We start from the raw sequence: 17,963 nt of genomic DNA on the forward strand, positions 1-17,963 counted from the left end.
TCTTACCACTCGGCGACGCTTCCGTCCTCGTGACGCCATACCGGGTTGCGCCAGCGATGTCCGACCTTGGCCATCTCGCGCACCTTCTCTTCGTTGACCTCGATACCGAGGCCCGGGCCTTGCGGAATCGACACGAAGCCATCTTCGTACTTGAAGACTTCCGGGTTCTTGATGTAGTCGAGCAGGTCGTTGCCCTGGTTGTAGTGAATCCCGAGGCTCTGTTCCTGGATGAACGCGTTATAGCTGACCGCGTCGATCTGCAGGCAGGTTGCCAGAGCGATCGGGCCGAGCGGGCAATGCAGCGCGAGGGCGACGTCGTACGCTTCGGCCATCGACGCGATCTTGCGGCACTCGGTGATGCCGCCCGCGTGCGACGCGTCCGGCTGGATGATGTCCACGTAGCCGCCCGACAGGATGTGCTTGAAGTCCCAGCGCGAGTACAGACGCTCGCCCAGCGCGATCGGCGTATTGGTCTGGTTGACGATGTCGCGCAGCGCTTCGGCGTTCTCCGACAGCACCGGCTCCTCGATGAAGAGCAGCTTGTACGGGTCGAGTTCTTTCGCCAGCACCTTCGCCATCGGCTTGTGGACGCGGCCGTGGAAGTCCACGCCGATACCGATGTTCGGCCCCACCGCCTCGCGCACCGCCGCGACGTTGTTGATCACGCCTTGCACCTTGTCGAAGGTGTCGATGATCTGCAACTCTTCTGAGCCGTTCATCTTCACGGCCTTGAAGCCGCGCTCGACCACCGCGCGCGCGTTGTTCGCGACGTCGCTCGGACGGTCGCCGCCGATCCACGAGTACACCTTGATCTTGTCACGCACCTGGCCGCCGAGCAGCGCGTGCACCGGCACGCCGTGATGCTTGCCCTTGATGTCCCACAACGCCTGGTCGACGCCGGCAATCGCGCTCATCGTGATCGGGCCGCCGCGGTAGAAGCCCGCGCGGTACATCACCTGCCAGTGGTCTTCGATCAGTAGCGGGTCTTTGCCGATCAGATAGTCGGACAGCTCTTCCACCGCGGCCGCGACCGTGTGCGCGCGGCCTTCGACCACCGGCTCGCCCCAACCGACGATGCCTTCGTCGGTCTCGATCTTCAGGAAGCACCAGCGCGGCGGAACGATGAAGGTTTCGAGCTTGGTGATTTTCATGGTGTGCGTCTCCTTGCGGCCTTGGGTGCCACGCGAAATATTTCGAGGACTCACATGCTACAACAAAAGCGCGTTTAAGTACTATTAATAGTATTATTCGCCAGATAGTGGCCACAGATGGCCGCACCGGAAGGCGTCGGGTTAAGGCGGCAGCACGCCGACAGGCGGGATGATGCCCGGACGCTCCCGTCGACGCTGGATTCCATGATCAATAAACGGCGCCGCAAGGCCGCTGGGAGAAATCTATTCAGCACGATCTGCATGGGCGCGTCACCCATCTGCTGGCGACCGCGATTCTGCGCGGCGACTACGCGCCCGATTCGATCCTGCCGCGCGAGGCGGAGTTGATGGAAACGTTCGGCGTGAGCCGCACGGTGCTGCGCGAAGCGCTGCGCACGCTGACTTCGAAAGGGCTGATCGAATCGCGCCCGCGCGTGGGCACACGCGTGCGGCCGAAGCCAGCGTGGAATCTGCTCGATGCCGATCTGCTCGACTGGTATTCGCGCGTCGCCGAGCCGATGGCGTTCGCGCTCAAGCTGCAGGAAATGCGCGAAATGATCGAGCCGTATGCCGCGGCTCTGGCTGCCGCCTCGCACACGGACGATACGTTCCGCGCGCTCGCGGCCGCACATGCGGCGATGGTGGCGGCGCGCAACGTCGACGAGTGGGTGCGCGCCGATCTGGAATTTCATTTGAGCGTGCTGAGCGCGTGCAGCAACGAATTGCTGATCCCGCTCGGCACGCTGATCGAGCGTACGTTGGAGGCGCAATTGCGCCTGAATGCGAAACGCGCGGACGTGTTCAACGCGTCGCTGGCCGAGCATACGGCGGTGTTCGACGCGATTCGCGAGCGCAACGCCGCTGCCGCGCGTGCGGCGATGGGCTCGTTGCTCGGGGTGACGCGAGGGCGGATCGAGGGGTGATCGAAGGCGCGTGGCCGCGCTCAATCCATCGCGGCATGCGCGACCGACGCATCCGGCGCCCTGTGCGAAGGGCGGATCAACAGCAGTAGCGGGATCACCAGCAACGTCGCCACGAACATCAGCTTGAAGTCGTTCAGATAGGCGATCATCGACGCCTGCTGTGTGATCGAAGCGTTCAGCGCCGCGATATCGTAGGCCGAGCCACTGCTGAGCATCGGCTGCATCGCGGGATTGAACGGCGTGACGTTCGCCGCGAGGTCCGCGTGCGAGATCTGCGTGTTGCGCGTCATCAGCGTCTGCACGATCGAAATGCCGATGCTGCTGCCGATATTGCGCATCAGGCTGTAGGTCGCGGTGCCGTCCGCGCGCAGTTCGGGCGCGAGCGTCGAAAAGGTCAGCGCGCTCAGCGGCACGAACACGAGACCGAGCCCGAAACCCTGAATCACGCCCGGCCACACGATGTCCGACGCCGACAGCACGATCGTGTAATGCATCATCTGCCACAACGCGAACGCCGAAATCAGAAACCCGGCGAGCAGCAACAGCCGCGCGTCGATCCGCTTCAGCAGGCGTCCGGCGATCAGCATTGCGACCATCGTGCCCGCGCCGCTCGGCGCGGTAACGAGGCCGGTGGTCGCGACCGGATAGTTCATCAGGTTTTGCAGCATCGGCGGCAGAAGCGCGCGTGTCGCGTACATCACCGCACCGATCACGAAGATGAAGAAGGTGCCGGTCGCGAAGTTCGGGTCCTTCAGCAACTTGTATTTGAAGAACGAGCGCTCGCCGACTGTCGCCGTGTGCACGAGAAAAAAGGCAAAGCTGATCGCCGCGACGAGCGCCTCGATGACGATCTCGGTCGACGCGAACCAGTCGAGCTGCTCGCCGCGATCGAGCATCGCCTGCAATGCGCCGATCGCGAGACCGAGCGTGACGAAGCCGAACGCGTCGAACTTGACGTCGTGTTTCGGCTCGCGCGAGGGCAGGAAGGTCGCCACGCCGAACAGCGCGAACGCACCGATTGGCACGTTGATGAAGAACACCCAGCGCCAGTTATAGCTGTCGGTGAGCCAGCCGCCGAGCGTCGGCCCGAGAATCGGCCCGACCATCACGCCCATGCCCCACACCGCCATCGCCTGGCCCTGCTTTTCGCGCGGATTGATGTCGAGCAGGATGGACTGCGACAGCGGCACCAGCGACGCGCCGAAAATCCCTTGCAGCAAACGCGACGCGACGATCTGCGTCAGCGTTTCCGACAGCCCGCACAGCGCCGACGACACCGTGAAGCCGCCGATCGCAACGATCAGCAGGCGCTTCACGCTCAGCCGGTCGGACAGCCAGCCGGTGAGCGGCGTCGCGATTGCGGCAGCGACGATGTACGAAGTCAGCACCCACGTGATCTCGTCCTGCGACGCGGACAGCGTGCCCTGCATATGCGGCAGCGCCACGTTCGCGATTGTGCTGTCGAGCGTCTGGATCAGTGTCGCGAGCATGATCGAGAGCGTGATCATCGGCCGGTTGAGCGGCGCGGTCGCGCTCGCCGGCGAGGAGGCGGAGGACATGAGTGAGCGGGATGGTCGATATAGTAAGCATGCTTATTATATCGATTGCACGCGCGGCCGCCATCAGGAGTTATGCGGAGGCTGAATTGCGCTCGCAGCCGCGCTCGAAGGCGAAAGGTTTTCGTATAATCCGCGCATGAAAACCCAACTCGAAGAGCGCTTCGGCTTCCTGGTCTCCGACGTCGGCCGGCTGGCAGGAAAGCGTTTCGACGACCTCGCGAAATCCTCGGTCGATCTGACGCGCGCGCAGTGTCGCGTGCTTGCTTATCTCGCGCATTACGGCGACATCAATCAGGCGCGGCTCGCGGATCTGCTCGAAGTCGCGCCGATTTCGGCGGGCCGGTTGCTGGACCGGATGGCGGAGGGCGGCTGGATCGAGCGCATCGCCAATCCGCAGGACCGCCGTGAGTATCTGGTGCGCATGACGCCCAAAGCCGGACGTACGCTCGGCAAGGCGCGCAAGGTGGGCGATGAGGTGGCGCTCGAAGCGCTCAACGGTTTCAGCGATGAAGAGGCGCAGCAACTGATCGCGCTATTGCAGCGGGTGCGCGGCAATCTGAGTCGCCTGGTGGATCGTTGAGGTGCGCATACGATGGCGTGGTGGCCCGCGCTTCGCGATGCGCGGGCTTATCGCACGGCCGTTACTTCGATTCGCTAGCCGGTGCGGTTCCCGATGGCGGGACCAGTTCGAAGCAGGCGGGCGCTTTCGTGCGCGCGTCCGGCAGCTGCGGGTCGATGCATTTGAACGCGCTCTGATCGCGCTGAACGAAGATCGTGTCGGCCGGCCCGGCGGCGCCGTGCGCGCCATTCACGACGGCGACGATCTTGTAGCCGTCCTGCAGCAGCGTGGACAGGGTGATCGGGCTAGCGCGCCACTGACTGTCGGTCGGTATCTGGGCCCGCGCCGTCAACGTGGACGTGACGCCTAGCAGCGCGATGGAAGCGGTGGCCGCGGCGAGCGCGATGGTGCGGAACGTCATCAAGAACCCTCCTTGAAGTTGCGATCGGGAAAGCCAAAATAAAAAAGCCGCTGAACCTTGAGGGTTAGCGGCTCTTTTGCAACTGGCGAAGAATCAATGGGAGGAGGATAACTCACTCCATTGAAGACATCGTTTTGGTGATGTTAACACGGGCGGCGTGATGGCCTTGTAAGCGGTTGTTCGCTGGCTGACGCAACCCGCTTGCCGGTCACCGCAGCAAAATCGTCGCTGAAAAAACGAAAGGCCCGCTCTTGGTTAAGAGAAGCGGGCCTTGCGAGTGATACTGGTGGCGAATCAGGGACTCGAACCCCGGACCTGCGGATTATGATTCCGTCGCTCTAACCAACTGAGCTAATTCGCCGAAAGAAGCGAGATTATGCTGACGGCGCCGGAGGCTGTCAACCCCAGGCGCACAACTTTTTTAAATTACCCGGGCCAACACGCGTTTCAGTCCTTTGCGTAGATGTCCGAGTCCTTGGTCTCCCGCACGAACAGCATGCCGATCACGAACGTGATCAGCGCGATCACGATCGGATACCACAGCCCCGAATAGATGTTGCCCCTTGCCGCGACGATCGCGAATGCCGTGGCTGGCAGGAACCCGCCGAACCAGCCATTGCCGATGTGATACGGCAGCGACATCGACGTATAGCGAATCCGCGTCGGGAACATTTCCACCAGCATCGCCGCAATCGGACCGTAGACCATCGTCACGTAGATCACGAGGATCGTCAGGATCACCACGGTCATCGGCCAGTTGATCTGCGAGGGATCGGCCTTCGGCGGATAGCCCGCGGCCTTCAGCGCCCCGGCGAGCCTCGTATCGAACAGTTTGCCTTGCTCCTTCGCATCAGCGGCGCGCCCGTCGAACGTGTTGATCACCGTGTCGCCGACCCGGATTTGCGCCTGCGTGCCCGCCGGCGCCGCGACGTTCTCGTAGTTCAGGCCCGCCCGCGACAGCGCGCTCTTCGCGATGTCGCAGGAGTTCGTGAACTTCGCCGTGCCGACCGGATTGAACTGGAACGAGCACTGCGCCGGATCCGCGATCACGACGATCGGAGCCCGCAGCGTTGCGGCTTCCAGCGCCGGGTTCGTGTAGTGCGCGAGCGCCTTGAACAACGGGAAGTAGGTGAGCGCGGCGATCAGCAGGCCGGCCATGATGATCGGCTTGCGGCCGATGCGATCGGACAGCGAGCCGAAGAACAGGAAGAACGGCGTGCCGATCAGGAGTGCGATCGCGATCATGATGTTGGCGCTGCTGCCGTCGACCTTTAGCGTCTGCGTCAGGAAGAACAGCGTGTAGAACTGGCCCGTGTACCACACCACGGCCTGGCCGGCGGTCAGGCCGATCAGCGCGAGAATCACGACCTTCAGGTTCTTCCACTGGCCGAACGCTTCGGAAAGCGGCGCCTTGGACGTCTTGCCCTCGGCCTTGATGCGCTCGAACACCGGCGATTCATGCAGTTGCAGGCGAATCCACACCGACACGGCCAGCAGCAGAATCGACGCGACGAACGGAATGCGCCAGCCCCAGGCGCCGAATGCGTCTTCGCCCATTGCCGTGCGCACGCCGAGAATCACCAGCAGCGACAGGAACAGCCCGAGCGTCGCCGTGGTCTGGATCCACGCCGTATAGAAGCCGCGGCGTCCCGGCGGCGCATGTTCCGCCACGTAGGTCGCGGCGCCGCCGTACTCGCCGCCGAGCGCGAGGCCTTGCAGCATCCGCATGGCGATGAAGATCACCGGGGAAGCGATGCCGATCGCTGCGTAGCCCGGCAGAAAGCCGACCAGGAACGTCGACAAGCCCATGATCACGATCGTCACGAGGAACGTGTACTTGCGCCCGACCATGTCGCCGAGCCGCCCGAACACGATCGCGCCGAACGGCCGCACCGCGAAGCCCGCGGCGAAGCTGAGCAGCGTGAAGATGAAGGCGGCCGTCGGATTGACGCCGGAGAAGAAGCTTTTGCTGATGAAGGCCGCGAGCGAGCCGGCCAGATAGAAGTCGTACCACTCGAAAATCGTCCCGAGCGACGATGCGAAGATCACCCGCTTCTCCTCGCGCGTCATCGGCACGTGCGAGATTTGCCCGCCAACGCTAGCCATATGCTGTCTCCAATATTGATATGCACGCGGAGCACCGGTAAAGGCGTTCCCGTGAAACCGATTATTGGAGTGGAAACTTACGGCGTACTGACGTCGCGAGGTGGATGGGCATAATTCGAAGTGCCGGCTTCGATTCGTCAACGTCTGCCAAATTTATTGAAATGTTTCCAAACGTTCGCTCAACGTATCTCAAAAATGTGGGTGCAAGTTTTTTCGTTCAGGGCGCGTTAGGGTAAGTCCTGCCCCGCTCATGCACGTGCAAACTGACACGCACGAGCGTCCCCGCAAGCCTCGGCGACTCCTGATAGACGTTGTCCTCGATAGTCAGCTCGCCGCCATGCATGGTCGCGATTTCGCGGACGATCGCCAGCCCGAGCCCGCTGCCGTCGCCTTCGCGGCCGAGAATCCGGTAGAAGCGCTCGATCACCCGCGACCGTTCGGCGACCGGAATGCCGAGGCCGGTATCTTCGACTTCCAGATGCACCAGCCGTGCCGCCGCGTCGTGTCTCACCGTGACGGTGATGCGCCCGCCCGGCGGCGTATAGCGGATCGCATTGTCGATCAGGTTCGACAGCATTTCGCGCAGCATCACCGGATTACCGTCGACTTGGACGGGTCCGTCGGGCGCTTCGTAGCCGAGGTCCATCTGCTTGGCGAGCGCGGCCTGCACCCAGTCGCGCACGGCGTTGCGCGCGACCTCGCTAACCTCGACCGGCGCGAATATCTGCCCCGACAAACGGTTTTCCGCGCGCGCGAGCGCCAGCAACTGAGTGACGAGCCGCGCGGCGTGTTCCGAACTGGTGGCGATCTGTTCGAGCGAGCGGTGCACTTCCGTCGACACGTCCTCGCGCAGCGCCAGCTCGGCCTGCATGCGCAAGCCGGCGAGCGGGGTTTTCATCTGATGCGCGGCGTCGGCGATAAAGCGCTTTTGCAGTTCCATGTTCTGTTCGAGGCGCGTCAGCAGATCGTTGAACGACGTCACCAGCGGCTCGATTTCCGGCGGCGCGCGGCGCGCCTCGAGCGGCGACAGATCGTCCGGGCGCCGCGCGCGGATGTGCGCCTGCAGCGCATGCAGCGGCGCAAGGCCGCGCGAGAGGCCGAACCACACCAGCAGGATCGCGAGCGGCAGAATCACGAACTGCGGCAGGATCACGCCTTTAATGATGTCGTTGGCCAGCTGGCTGCGCTTGTCGAGCGTTTCGGCGACCTGTACCAGCACGGGCTGCGCGCCGGGCGTGCGCGGAAATTCGACGGTCGTGTAGGCGACGCGGATGTCGTTGCCGTGCAGCACGTCGTCGCGGAATTCGACGATGCCCGGCGGCGGCCGGTCCTCTTCATGCGGCAACGGCATGTCGCGCTCGCCGCTCACCAGTTCGCCCCGCGTGCCGAGCACCTGATAGAACACGCTGTCGACGTTATCGGCGCGCAGGAAGTCGCGCGTCGAGTCGGGCAGCGCCAGCTCCGCCACGCCATTGACCGGATGGATCTGGCGGGCGAGCACGTAGGCATCGATTTCGAGCGCGCGGTCGAACGGGCCGTTCGCGATCGACTTGGCGACCAGATAGGTGACCGCGAGGCTCATGGGCCAGAGCAGCAGCAGCGGCGCCAGCATCCAGTCGAGAATCTCGCCGAACAGCGAGCGCGGGCGTGCTGCTGCGGCGGCCTCGGTTTCGTCGGGCGGGGCGAACGGATTGGCGTAGCGCTCGTCGCGCGCCTCGTCGAGGTCCGCCGCGTGCGCCGCCGGGGCGCGATCTGCGCGCGCGGACATGGATGCCCTCTATTTGTAGTGATGACTCGCCGGCATCGCGCGGGACGGCGGCGAGGCGGACGGGTCGGGCTCGGTGGGGGCGTGGGTGCCGGCGCCCGCGCCGGCGTGCGCCGCGGCTTTTTCGAGGCAGTAGCCGAGGCCGCGCACCGTGATGATGCGCACGCCGCTCGGCTCGATTTTCTTGCGCAGGCGGTGCACGTAGACTTCGATCGCGTTATTGCTGACTTCCTCGCCCCATTCGCACAGGTGGTCGACGAGCTGTTCCTTCGAGACCAGCCGGCCGATCCGTTGCAGCAGTACTTCGAGCAAGCCGAGTTCACGCGCCGACAAATCGATCACCTGCTCGTTCACATAGGCAATCCGGCCGACCTGGTCGAACGACAGCGAGCCGTGCCGCACGACTGTCGGGCCGCCGCCCGCGCCGCGCCGCGTCAGCGCGCGCACGCGCGCTTCGAGTTCGTTCAGCGCGAAGGGCTTTGCCATGTAGTCGTCGGCGCCGAGGTCGAGTCCTTTGACGCGTTCGTCGACGCTGTCCGCGGCGGTCAGGATCAATACCGGCAGACTCGAATTGCGCGCGCGCAGGCGGCGCAGCACCTCGAGCCCGGACATGCGCGGCAGGCCCAGATCGAGGATCAATAGGTCGAAAGTCTGCATTGACAACGCGGTATCGGCTTCCACGCCGCTCTTCACGTGATCGACCGCATAGGCCGATTGGCGGAGTGATCGCACCAGACCGTCCGCGAGTATGCTGTCGTCTTCGGCAATCAGAATTCGCATGATGCGCCAGCCTGGCCTTGCCGGCACCGTGGGTGTTCCCGGCGCACAGCGGTCTCCGAAAATTATTGTGGGTAGTTTGCGCAGCGCGACGGTAAAAATGCGTGTTCGCATGAGAATCGTGCTTGCCAAAACCACTGTTTTTTTATACAGTGTCTGGGTTTCGTGTGCTGTCCTTCAAAAGTGGACGGTACACCTGCCTCAGACGCCGTTCATCATAGCAAAGGACGATTCATGGAAGAAAGCAAGAAAGGCTCGGCTGGACTGACTGCTGAAAAGAGCAAGGCGCTGGCTGCCGCGCTCGCGCAGATCGAAAAGCAGTTCGGCAAAGGGTCGGTCATGCGGCTCGGCGCAGGTGAGGTGGTCGAAGACATCCAGGTGGTTTCAACCGGATCACTCGGCCTCGACATCGCGCTGGGCGTCGGCGGTTTGCCGCGTGGCCGTGTGGTCGAAATCTATGGTCCGGAATCGTCAGGCAAAACCACGCTGACGCTGCAGGTCATCGCCGAAATGCAGAAGATCGGCGGCACGGCAGCCTTCATCGACGCGGAACACGCGCTGGACATCCAGTACGCGGGCAAGCTCGGCGTGAACGTGAACGACCTGCTGGTTTCGCAGCCGGACACCGGCGAACAGGCGCTCGAAATCGCCGACGCGCTGGTGCGCTCGGGCTCGATCGACATGATCGTGATCGACTCGGTCGCGGCACTCGTGCCCAAGGCTGAAATCGAAGGCGAAATGGGCGACTCGCTACCGGGTCTGCAAGCGCGTCTAATGTCGCAAGCGCTGCGCAAGCTCACCGGCACGATCAAGCGCACGAACTGCCTCGTGATCTTCATCAACCAGATCCGCATGAAGATTGGCGTGATGTTCGGCAACCCGGAAACCACCACGGGCGGCAACGCGCTGAAGTTCTACGCGTCGGTGCGTCTGGACATTCGCCGGATCGGTTCGATCAAGAAGAACGACGAAGTAATTGGCAACGAAACGCGTGTGAAGGTCGTCAAGAACAAGGTGTCGCCACCGTTCCGGGAAGCGATTTTCGACATTCTGTACGGCGAAGGTATTTCGCGTCAGGGCGAAATCATCGACCTGGGCGTGCAGGCCAAGATCGTCGACAAGGCTGGTGCCTGGTACAGCTACAGCGGCGAGCGGATTGGTCAGGGCAAAGACAACGCGCGCGAATTCCTGCGTGAAAATCCGGACATCGCTCGCGAGATCGAAAACCGTATCCGCGAATCGCTGGGCGTCAATGCAATGGCGGAAGCCGTGACCGGCGCGAGCGCTGAAGTCGCGGACGAAGAAGAGTAAGCATCAAGTGATACGCAAGGGCCGACCGTGGTCAGATGGCGGACGCCATTCGGTCGGCCCGCGCGATGACGGTGACGATCCTTTCGAATCGTTCGACGCACACGACCGCGCTGCGGGCCACGGCCAGCAGCGTGCGCAGTCTGAACCCTCGCAGTCCTCAACCTCGGTCCCTTCCGAGACCACGTACACCCGTTCGCGTCGCACTCCTGGCGAAGCGAATCCGGGGCAAGACGAAGCAAAAAAATCCCAACGTCCCGCACGTTCGCTGAAAGGGCGCGCGCTCGGCTATCTGTCGCGCCGCGAATACAGTCGTACCGAACTCGCACGCAAACTGAAGCCATTCGTGGAAGAAACCGATTCGCTCGACACGGTGCTCGATGCACTGGAGGCCGAAAACTGGCTGTCCGACTCGCGTTTCGCGGAAAGCCTGGTTCACCGTCGCTCGTCGCGGCTCGGCGCGAATCGGATTCTCGGCGAACTGAAGCAACATGCGCTCGACCAGACACTCGTCGAAGAGGCGAGCGCGCAATTGCGAGAGACCGAACTCGCGCGTGCTCAGGCCGTCTGGCGCAAAAAGTTCGGCCAGCTTCCCGAAACGCCCGCCGAGCGGGCGAAGCAGATGCGCTTTCTGGCGGCGCGCGGTTTCTCGGGCGCCACGATCGGCAAAATCCTCAAAGGCATCGACGAGGAATGAGGCGGCGAATAGCCGCGTTGACTTCGGTTGCCGTTTTTGGGCCTTCCCTTCCGGCCTCTCACCCATTTCCTTCGAGACAGGCTCCCAGCCTCGCTGGCCGCCCTTGCGGATTCCAATCTGTCTCAAATACCCAGTATGCTAAAATTCGTGGGTTTTCCAATCCGGCCTTTCCTTCCCGCATGCCGCTTTCCCCGCCAGTGTCCCGTCAGTTGCGCCACCGTCGCGCAATCAGAGCGGAAGCCTATGAGCGAGCCGATGGCCTGTGGGATGTGGAAGCGTGCTTGACCGACGAAAAACCACGCGATGTGGAGCTTGCGTCGGGCGTCCGGCCCAATGGTCAGCCGATCCATGAACTCTGGCTTCGCATCACCATCGATCGCAAGCTCAATGTCGTCGACGCCGAGGCGTCGTCCGACTGGGTGCCCTATCCTGGTTTATGCCAAGTCAGCAATCCCGCCTACCGTGCCCTCATCGGGCTCAATCTCCATCACAACTTTCGTCGCGATGTTGCCCGTTTGCTCGGCGGCACGACCGGTTGCACGCATCTCACCGAGTTGTGTGCGATTCTGCCGACCGCCGCGATCCAGGCATTCGCCGGCGACGTGTGGAACACCGGTGACTCCAATGGCGGCACGCGAGGCGCGAGCGCAGGTTCAGAAGACGAGTCGTCTAACAGCACAGGCGAGCATTTCAACGACAAACCGCCATTCCAGCTGGGACGCTGCCACGCGCTGCGTTTCGACGGCGAGGCGGTGCAAGAGTTTTATCCGCGCTGGTATGGCCACGCACCGCGGTCAGCGGATCGCGCGGCATCGTCAGGCGAGGGCGGCAACGCGTCCGGCATGAACGACGGCAGCGGAAACGAAGTTCAATCCAACTCTCAGACTGAAGGGAATCACGCATGAAGATTCACGAGTACCAGGGTAAGGAAATCCTGCGGAAATTCGGCGTCGCGGTACCGCGCGGCAAGCCGGTCTTCTCGGTGGATGATGCGGTCAAGGCCGCGGAAGAGCTCGGCGGCCCGGTATGGGTCGTGAAGGCTCAGATCCACGCGGGTGGCCGTGGCAAGGGCGGCGGCGTGAAGGTCGCGAAGTCGCTGGAACAGGTTCGCGAATACTCGAACCAGATCCTCGGCATGCAGCTCGTCACGCACCAGACCGGTCCGGAAGGCCAGAAGGTGAACCGTCTGCTGATCGAAGAAGGCGCGGACATCAAGAAGGAACTGTATGTCGGTCTCGTGATCGATCGCGTTTCCCAGAAGATCGTCGTGATGGCATCGAGCGAAGGCGGCATGGACGTCGAAGAAGTCGCGGAAAAGACGCCTGAGCTGATCCACAAGATCGCCGTCGACCCGGCGACCGGTCTGAAGGACGCTGAAGCTGACGAACTCGCAACGAAGATCGGCGTGCCCGCCGCTTCGCTGCCGCAAGCGCGCGCGATCCTGCAAGGTCTGTACAAGGCATTCTGGGAAACCGACGCATCGCTGGCCGAAATCAACCCGCTGATCCTGACCGGCGACGGCAAGGTCATCGCGCTGGACGCCAAGTTCAACTTCGATTCGAACGCACTGTTCCGTCATCCGGAAATCGTCGCGTACCGCGATCTGGACGAAGAAGATCCGGCTGAAGTCGAAGCATCGAAGTTCGACCTCGCGTACATCTCGCTCGACGGCAACATCGGCTGCCTCGTGAACGGCGCAGGCCTCGCGATGGCAACGATGGACACCATCAAGCTGTTCGGCGGCGAACCGGCGAACTTCCTCGACGTGGGCGGTGGCGCCACGACCGAGAAGGTCACGGAAGCGTTCAAGATCATGCTGAAGAACCCGAATCTGACCGCGATTCTGGTCAATATTTTCGGCGGCATCATGCGCTGCGACGTGATCGCGGAAGGCGTGATCGCGGCGTCGAAGGCCGTGTCGCTGAAGGTGCCGCTCGTGGTCCGCATGAAGGGCACGAACGAAGACCTGGGCAAGAAGATGCTCGCCGAATCCGGTCTGCCGATCATCGCGGCGGACAGCATGGAAGAAGCGGCTCAGAAGGTCGTCGCGGCCGCTGCGGGCAAGGCGTAAGCCAAAACCCCCAGCGCGTTTACCAGGATTACGAATGGCGGCGTGCGAGCGACGCGGGCGAGGACATTGCGCCTCGCGGCGCAACCGCATGACGCCAAACGAACAGAGGTTTATACATGTCGATTCTGATTAACAAAGACACCAAGGTCATCACGCAGGGCATCACCGGCAAGACCGGTCAGTTCCACACGCGTGCTTGCCGTGAATATGCAAACGGCCGCGAAGCGTACGTTGCAGGCGTGAACCCGAAGCGGGCCGGCGAAGATTTCGAAGGCATTCCTATCTACGCCAGCGTCGCGGAAGCCAAGGCTGAAACGGGCGCGACCGTGTCGGTGATTTACGTTCCGCCGGCGGGCGCTGCTGCGGCAATCTGGGAAGCGGTCGAAGCCGAGCTGGATCTCGCGATCTGTATCACGGAAGGCATTCCCGTGCGTGACATGATCGAGCTCAAGGCCCGTATGCGCGCAGAAAACCGCAAGACCCTGCTGCTCGGACCGAACTGCCCGGGCACGATCACGCCGGACGAACTGAAGATCGGCATCATGCCGGGTCACATCCACCGCAAGGGCCGCATCGGCGTCGTGTCGCGTTCGGGCACGCTGACGTACGAAGCAGTCGGCCAGTTGACGGCGATTGGCCTGGGCCAGTCGTCGGCAGTCGGTATCGGCGGCGACCCGATCAACGGTCTGAAGCACATCGACGTGATGAAGATGTTCAACGACGATCCGGATACGGACGCCGTCATCATGATCGGCGAAATCGGCGGTCCGGACGAAGCGAACGCCGCTGAGTGGATCAAGGACAACATGAAGAAGCCGGTGGTTGGCTTCATCGCGGGTGTCACGGCGCCTCCGGGCAAGCGCATGGGCCATGCGGGCGCGCTGATCTCGGGCGGAGCGGATACGGCTGAAGCGAAGCTGGAAATCATGGACGCATGCGGTATCAAGGTCACGAAGAACCCGTCGGAAATGGCGCGTCTTCTGAAGGCGATGCTGTAAGAACGAAATTCGCGCGCTGTTGCGGCGCGTTTTTTGTTACGCTTACGAAGTCCTTTCGTGAGCGGGCGGTCCCGAAAAAGCGGGGGGTTTAGCCCCCCGCTTTTTTATTGTCCGCGCGGCAGATTTTTTCTTATTCTTCTTCTCATGCTCGAATTCCTCACCACCCTCCATTGGGGCGCGGTCTTCCAGATCATCGTCATCGACATCCTGCTGGGTGGCGATAACGCTGTCGTGATCGCGCTGGCCTGCCGCAATCTGCCGCCCGCCCAACGCATACGCGGCGTGCTGTGGGGGACGGCGGGAGCGATCGTGCTGCGTGTGGCGCTGATCGCCTTCGCGGTCGTGCTGCTCGACGTGCCGCTGCTGAAGTTCACGGGCGGGCTGTTGCTGCTGTGGATCGGCGTGCGTCTGATGGCGCCTGCGCACGACCCGCATGAGAACATCAAGCCGGCCGACCGGTTGATGTCGGCGATCAAGACCATCATCGTCGCGGATGCGGTGATGAGCCTTGACAACGTGATCGCCATAGCGGGCGCGGCTGAAGCGGCCGATGAGCAGCATCGAATCGCGCTGGTGATTTTCGGCTTGGTGGTGAGCATTCCGCTGATCGTTTGGGGCAGCCAGATCGTCCTCAAGCTGCTCGACCGTTTCCCGATTGTCATCCTGCTCGGCGCCGCGTTGCTGGGCTGGATCGCGGGCGGTCTCATCATCAACGACCCGGCCGGCGACCGTTGGCCGATTCTCGACACGCCCGCCGCTGAATACGGGATGAGCATCGCGGGCGCGTTGTTCGTCGTGATCCTCGGCTATCTATTGAAGCGTCGCAACGCCAATCGTGCGGCGGCGTGAGGCGCACGGGCCGCATGCACGCATGAGCCCGAACCTGAAGCAGAACCTGCTGCCGCTGTAGCGCTTCAGCGCAACGTTAGCCATTCGGCTGACTGTGAGCCGCGAGCGTCGCTGGCTACGATTGAAACGCCTGTCCCCGATCCGGGGCAGGCGTTTTTCGTTTCAGGAGCCTGCCGATGATCGTTACCTTGCCGTATTCCCCTTATTCCCAGTCCTCGCTTGCCGCGCGTTCCCTGTTCGGGCGAGCGGCGTGGTCCGCGCGGCTCGCGCGCGTTTGCCGCCGCTTCGGCGTCGGCTTCACGCTGATCGAACTGATGATCGTGCTGGCGATCGTCGGTGTGATCGCGGCCTATGCGATCCCCGCGTACCAGGACTATCTGGCTCGCAGCCGGGTGGGCGAGGGGCTGTCGCTCGCCTCGTCCGCTCGGCTCGCGGTCGCCGAAAACGCCGCGAGCGGCAATGCGTTCAGCGGCGGTTACGCGTCGCCGCCCGCGACGCGCAACGTGGAGTCCATCCGGGTCGACGACGACACCGGCCAGATCACGATCGCCTTCACGACGCGCGTCGCGCCCGCCGGCTCGAACACGCTGACGCTGGTGCCGTCGGTCCCAGACAATGCGGACGCACCTACCGCGCGGGTCGCATTGGCCAAGGACTCGGTGCAGGGCGGCGCGCTAACTTGGGAGTGTTTCGCGGGCGGCAAAACTGCGTCTTCGTTGCCAGCGCCGGGCGCGGGGCCCGCACCCGCCGACGCACCCACGCTGGCGTCGAATCTCGCACCGCCGGAATGCCGCTCGTGATCGAGCGCGTGATTCAGCCAACGCGTGGCCGCATGAAGGCGGAGCGCACGTAAAAGGCTGATTTTCGGCATATTTCGGCCGGGCCGGCGCACAGCGCAAGGAATTTTTTGTATAGTGCGCCGGTTGCTTGACGCCCTCCGGTTACTCGATGCCCACCCCATTTGCGCGCTACCTGTCTCTCATTCTGCTGGCTCTCGCGTTGGTGCTGCCGTATGCGGTCGCCAACCATACGTACCCGATTCCGACCTTCTACGCTGAGTTCACCGCGCTCGCGCTATATCTGCTGACCGGTGCGGGTGTCGTGTTGCTGATGGCGACGGCGAGACCACGCATCACGTTCGCATCGCCGATGGTCGCGCTGGTGCCGTTGCTGTTCGGACTGGTGCTGGTCGCGCAAGCGCTGCTGCTGCCGGTCGCACAGCCGTCGCTGAACTGGCTCGGCGCCGGTTTCCTGCTCGCGGGGTTCATGGCGGTTCATGCGGGCTACGGCTTCTCGCGCGCCAAGCTCGACGAGACCGCATTGCGCTGGGCGGCTGGCGCGCTGATCGTGGGTGGGTTGTTCGCGGTGTTCAGTCAGGTAATCCAGCTCTTTCACCTGGAGACGCGTGTGGCGCCGTTCGTCGTCGCGTATAACGTGACCGTCGAGCGCCGGCCGTTCGGCAATATGGCGCAGGCGAACCACCTCGCCACCTATATCGCCTTCGCGATGGCGGGCGCGCTGTTCCTCGTGCAGACGCGGCGGCTGGCCGTTGGCATCTGGCTGCTCGTATCGACGATCTTCGCGGCGGGACTGGCGCTGACGGTATCGCGCGGCCCTTGGCTACAGATGGGGGTGATCGTCGTTGCGGGCTTCTGGATGGCATTCGCGCAGATTCGCAGCGAACCGCTGCTACGCCGCAGCAACCGTGAGTGGATCATTCCGATCGCTCTTGCCGTGCTGTTCTTCGTGGTCAACGCGCTGATCCGCTGGGCCAATGTGCACTATCACCTTGAACTCGCACAGTCGGCGGCGGACCGCTTCAAGGACGCCGGTCAGATCGCGCCGCGCCTCGCGCTGTGGAAGTACGGCTGGACGATGTTCAGAACTCATCCGCTGCTGGGCGTCGGCTGGGGCGAATTTCCGAGCTATCAGTACGAGCTGGTGAGGACGCTCGGCGGCGTCGAGATCGCCAATAATTCGCACGATATCTTCATCGATCTGCTCGCGAAGACCGGCCTGATCGGTGTGGCCATCGTGCTGTTCGGGCTCGTCGCCTGGCTCGTGCGCGTCGCGCGTGCCCCGCAAAGCGCCACGCGCGTGTTCGGCATCGCGCTGATTGGCGTGCTGACGATGCACGCGCTGGTCGAATATCCGCAGCAGTACATGTTCTTCCTGTTGCCGGCAATGTTCGTGTTCGGCTTGCTCGAGACCCGGCCGTTGCGGCTCGTGCCCGCACGTCTGTCGTTCGGCGCGTTTGCGGTGGTGGTGTTCGGCGGACTGGCCGCGCTGTATCCGGTATATCGCGACTATGCGCGCGCGGAGGTGCTGTACTACGGCTCGCGGCCGGCGGAGCAATACACTGCGGCCCCGTCGTTCCTGTTCCGGGCGTGGGGCGAGTACGGCCTCGCGACGTTGCAGCCGATGAATTCGGTCGACCTGCAACGCAAGCTCGCGATGCACAGGCAGGCCATTGCGCTGCTGCCGGGCGAAACCGTGTTGCGACGCTATGCGGTGTTGCAGGCGCTGAGCGGAGATACGGCGGCCGCGCTCGATACCGTCGAACGCCTGAAGATTTTTGCGCAGGAGTTGAAGGACTGGCCGTCGCAACTGGGCAATCTGTACCAGTTGACCGATGAGCACAAGTCGCTGGCCGCCTTCAAGGCGGAACTGGTCAAGCGCTATGGCATGCCGTCGTCCGACGTCAATCAGAACGACGACGAGAGCGACGAGGATTGATGCCGGTCGCGTCCGTCGCAGAGATCAAAGCGTCAGGGAAGCC

General features: G+C 63.1%; 16 protein-coding genes and 1 tRNA gene. 10 read left to right on the forward strand and 7 right to left on the reverse strand.

Translation table 11 applies throughout. From position 1 onward, the window contains the following. Positions 1-2: 2 nt before the first annotated feature. Positions 3-1,151 (reverse strand): galactonate dehydratase, encoded by a 1,149-nt coding sequence (gene dgoD, locus HV770_RS03845; protein WP_064268791.1) that lies wholly within the window; start codon positions 1,149-1,151, stop codon positions 3-5. 245 nt (positions 1,152-1,396) lie between these two features. Between dgoD and HV770_RS03850 the strand changes: the two genes are divergently transcribed. Next, entirely contained in the window at positions 1,397-2,074 is a 678-nt protein-coding gene (locus HV770_RS03850; RefSeq protein WP_175158471.1) for a FadR/GntR family transcriptional regulator, read from the forward strand. Between the two features lie 20 nt (positions 2,075-2,094). Here the strand turns inward: HV770_RS03850 and HV770_RS03855 are convergent, their stop codons facing one another. Continuing rightward, entirely contained in the window at positions 2,095-3,633 is a 1,539-nt protein-coding gene (locus HV770_RS03855; RefSeq protein WP_175158173.1) for a DHA2 family efflux MFS transporter permease subunit, read from the reverse strand. 136 nt (positions 3,634-3,769) lie between these two features. Between HV770_RS03855 and HV770_RS03860 the strand changes: the two genes are divergently transcribed. After that, positions 3,770-4,213 carry a MarR family winged helix-turn-helix transcriptional regulator gene (locus HV770_RS03860; protein ID WP_121315637.1) on the forward strand — a complete coding sequence of 148 codons (444 nt, stop codon included), beginning with the start codon at positions 3,770-3,772 and terminating at the stop codon, positions 4,211-4,213. A 61-nt stretch (positions 4,214-4,274) separates the two neighbouring features. Here the strand turns inward: HV770_RS03860 and HV770_RS03865 are convergent, their stop codons facing one another. From HV770_RS03865 to HV770_RS03885, 5 genes are all read right to left on the reverse strand, one after another. Continuing rightward, a complete protein-coding gene (locus HV770_RS03865) occupies positions 4,275-4,613 on the reverse strand; it encodes a hypothetical protein (RefSeq protein WP_175158174.1) in 339 nt (112 codons plus the stop codon). Positions 4,614-4,897: 284 nt separating this feature from the next. After that, positions 4,898-4,974: transfer RNA gene (locus tag HV770_RS03870), tRNA-Met, on the reverse strand. Between the two features lie 86 nt (positions 4,975-5,060). After that, a complete protein-coding gene (locus tag HV770_RS03875) occupies positions 5,061-6,719 on the reverse strand; it encodes an MFS transporter (protein ID WP_175158175.1) in 1,659 nt (552 codons plus the stop codon). A gap of 217 nt (positions 6,720-6,936) precedes the next feature. Beyond that, the gene (locus HV770_RS03880) at positions 6,937-8,487 is read right to left on the reverse strand and encodes a sensor histidine kinase (protein WP_175158176.1); all 1,551 of its coding nucleotides are present in this window, start codon (positions 8,485-8,487) and stop codon (positions 6,937-6,939) included. A gap of 9 nt (positions 8,488-8,496) precedes the next feature. Continuing rightward, the gene (locus tag HV770_RS03885) at positions 8,497-9,264 is read right to left on the reverse strand and encodes a response regulator transcription factor (RefSeq protein ID WP_175158177.1); all 768 of its coding nucleotides are present in this window, start codon (positions 9,262-9,264) and stop codon (positions 8,497-8,499) included. 231 nt (positions 9,265-9,495) lie between these two features. Here HV770_RS03885 and recA point away from each other — a divergent pair, with 231 nt between their 5' ends. The 8 genes from recA to HV770_RS03925 all read left to right on the forward strand — a co-directional run bounded on the left by recA (position 9,496) and on the right by HV770_RS03925 (position 17,920). Further along, positions 9,496-10,572, forward strand: coding sequence for a recombinase RecA (recA, locus tag HV770_RS03890; RefSeq protein ID WP_121315632.1), 1,077 nt, complete (start codon positions 9,496-9,498; stop codon positions 10,570-10,572). 7 nt (positions 10,573-10,579) lie between these two features. After that, positions 10,580-11,266: a recombination regulator RecX gene (gene recX, locus HV770_RS03895; protein ID WP_175158178.1), complete on the forward strand. Its 687-nt coding sequence runs from the start codon at positions 10,580-10,582 to the stop codon at positions 11,264-11,266. Positions 11,267-11,445: 179 nt separating this feature from the next. Beyond that, entirely contained in the window at positions 11,446-12,171 is a 726-nt protein-coding gene (locus tag HV770_RS03900) for a DUF2889 domain-containing protein (protein WP_175158179.1), read from the forward strand. Then, entirely contained in the window at positions 12,168-13,337 is a 1,170-nt protein-coding gene (sucC, locus tag HV770_RS03905; RefSeq protein ID WP_064268774.1) for an ADP-forming succinate--CoA ligase subunit beta, read from the forward strand. Before HV770_RS03900 ends, sucC begins: the two co-directional genes overlap by 4 nt. Positions 13,338-13,453: 116 nt before the next feature. Then, positions 13,454-14,335, forward strand: coding sequence for a succinate--CoA ligase subunit alpha (sucD, locus tag HV770_RS03910; RefSeq protein WP_175158180.1), 882 nt, complete (start codon positions 13,454-13,456; stop codon positions 14,333-14,335). A gap of 144 nt (positions 14,336-14,479) precedes the next feature. Further along, positions 14,480-15,184, forward strand: coding sequence for a TerC family protein (locus tag HV770_RS03915; RefSeq protein ID WP_175158181.1), 705 nt, complete (start codon positions 14,480-14,482; stop codon positions 15,182-15,184). Between the two features lie 176 nt (positions 15,185-15,360). After that, positions 15,361-15,984 carry a pilin gene (locus HV770_RS03920; protein WP_121315628.1) on the forward strand — a complete coding sequence of 208 codons (624 nt, stop codon included), beginning with the start codon at positions 15,361-15,363 and terminating at the stop codon, positions 15,982-15,984. Positions 15,985-16,132: 148 nt separating this feature from the next. Continuing rightward, positions 16,133-17,920: a PglL family O-oligosaccharyltransferase gene (locus tag HV770_RS03925; protein ID WP_175158182.1), complete on the forward strand. Its 1,788-nt coding sequence runs from the start codon at positions 16,133-16,135 to the stop codon at positions 17,918-17,920. The last annotated feature ends 43 nt before the right edge of the window (positions 17,921-17,963 follow it).

Source organism: Paraburkholderia fynbosensis, assembly GCF_902859935.1.
In the GTDB taxonomy this organism is placed as follows: Bacteria; Pseudomonadota; Gammaproteobacteria; order Burkholderiales; family Burkholderiaceae; genus Paraburkholderia; species Paraburkholderia fynbosensis.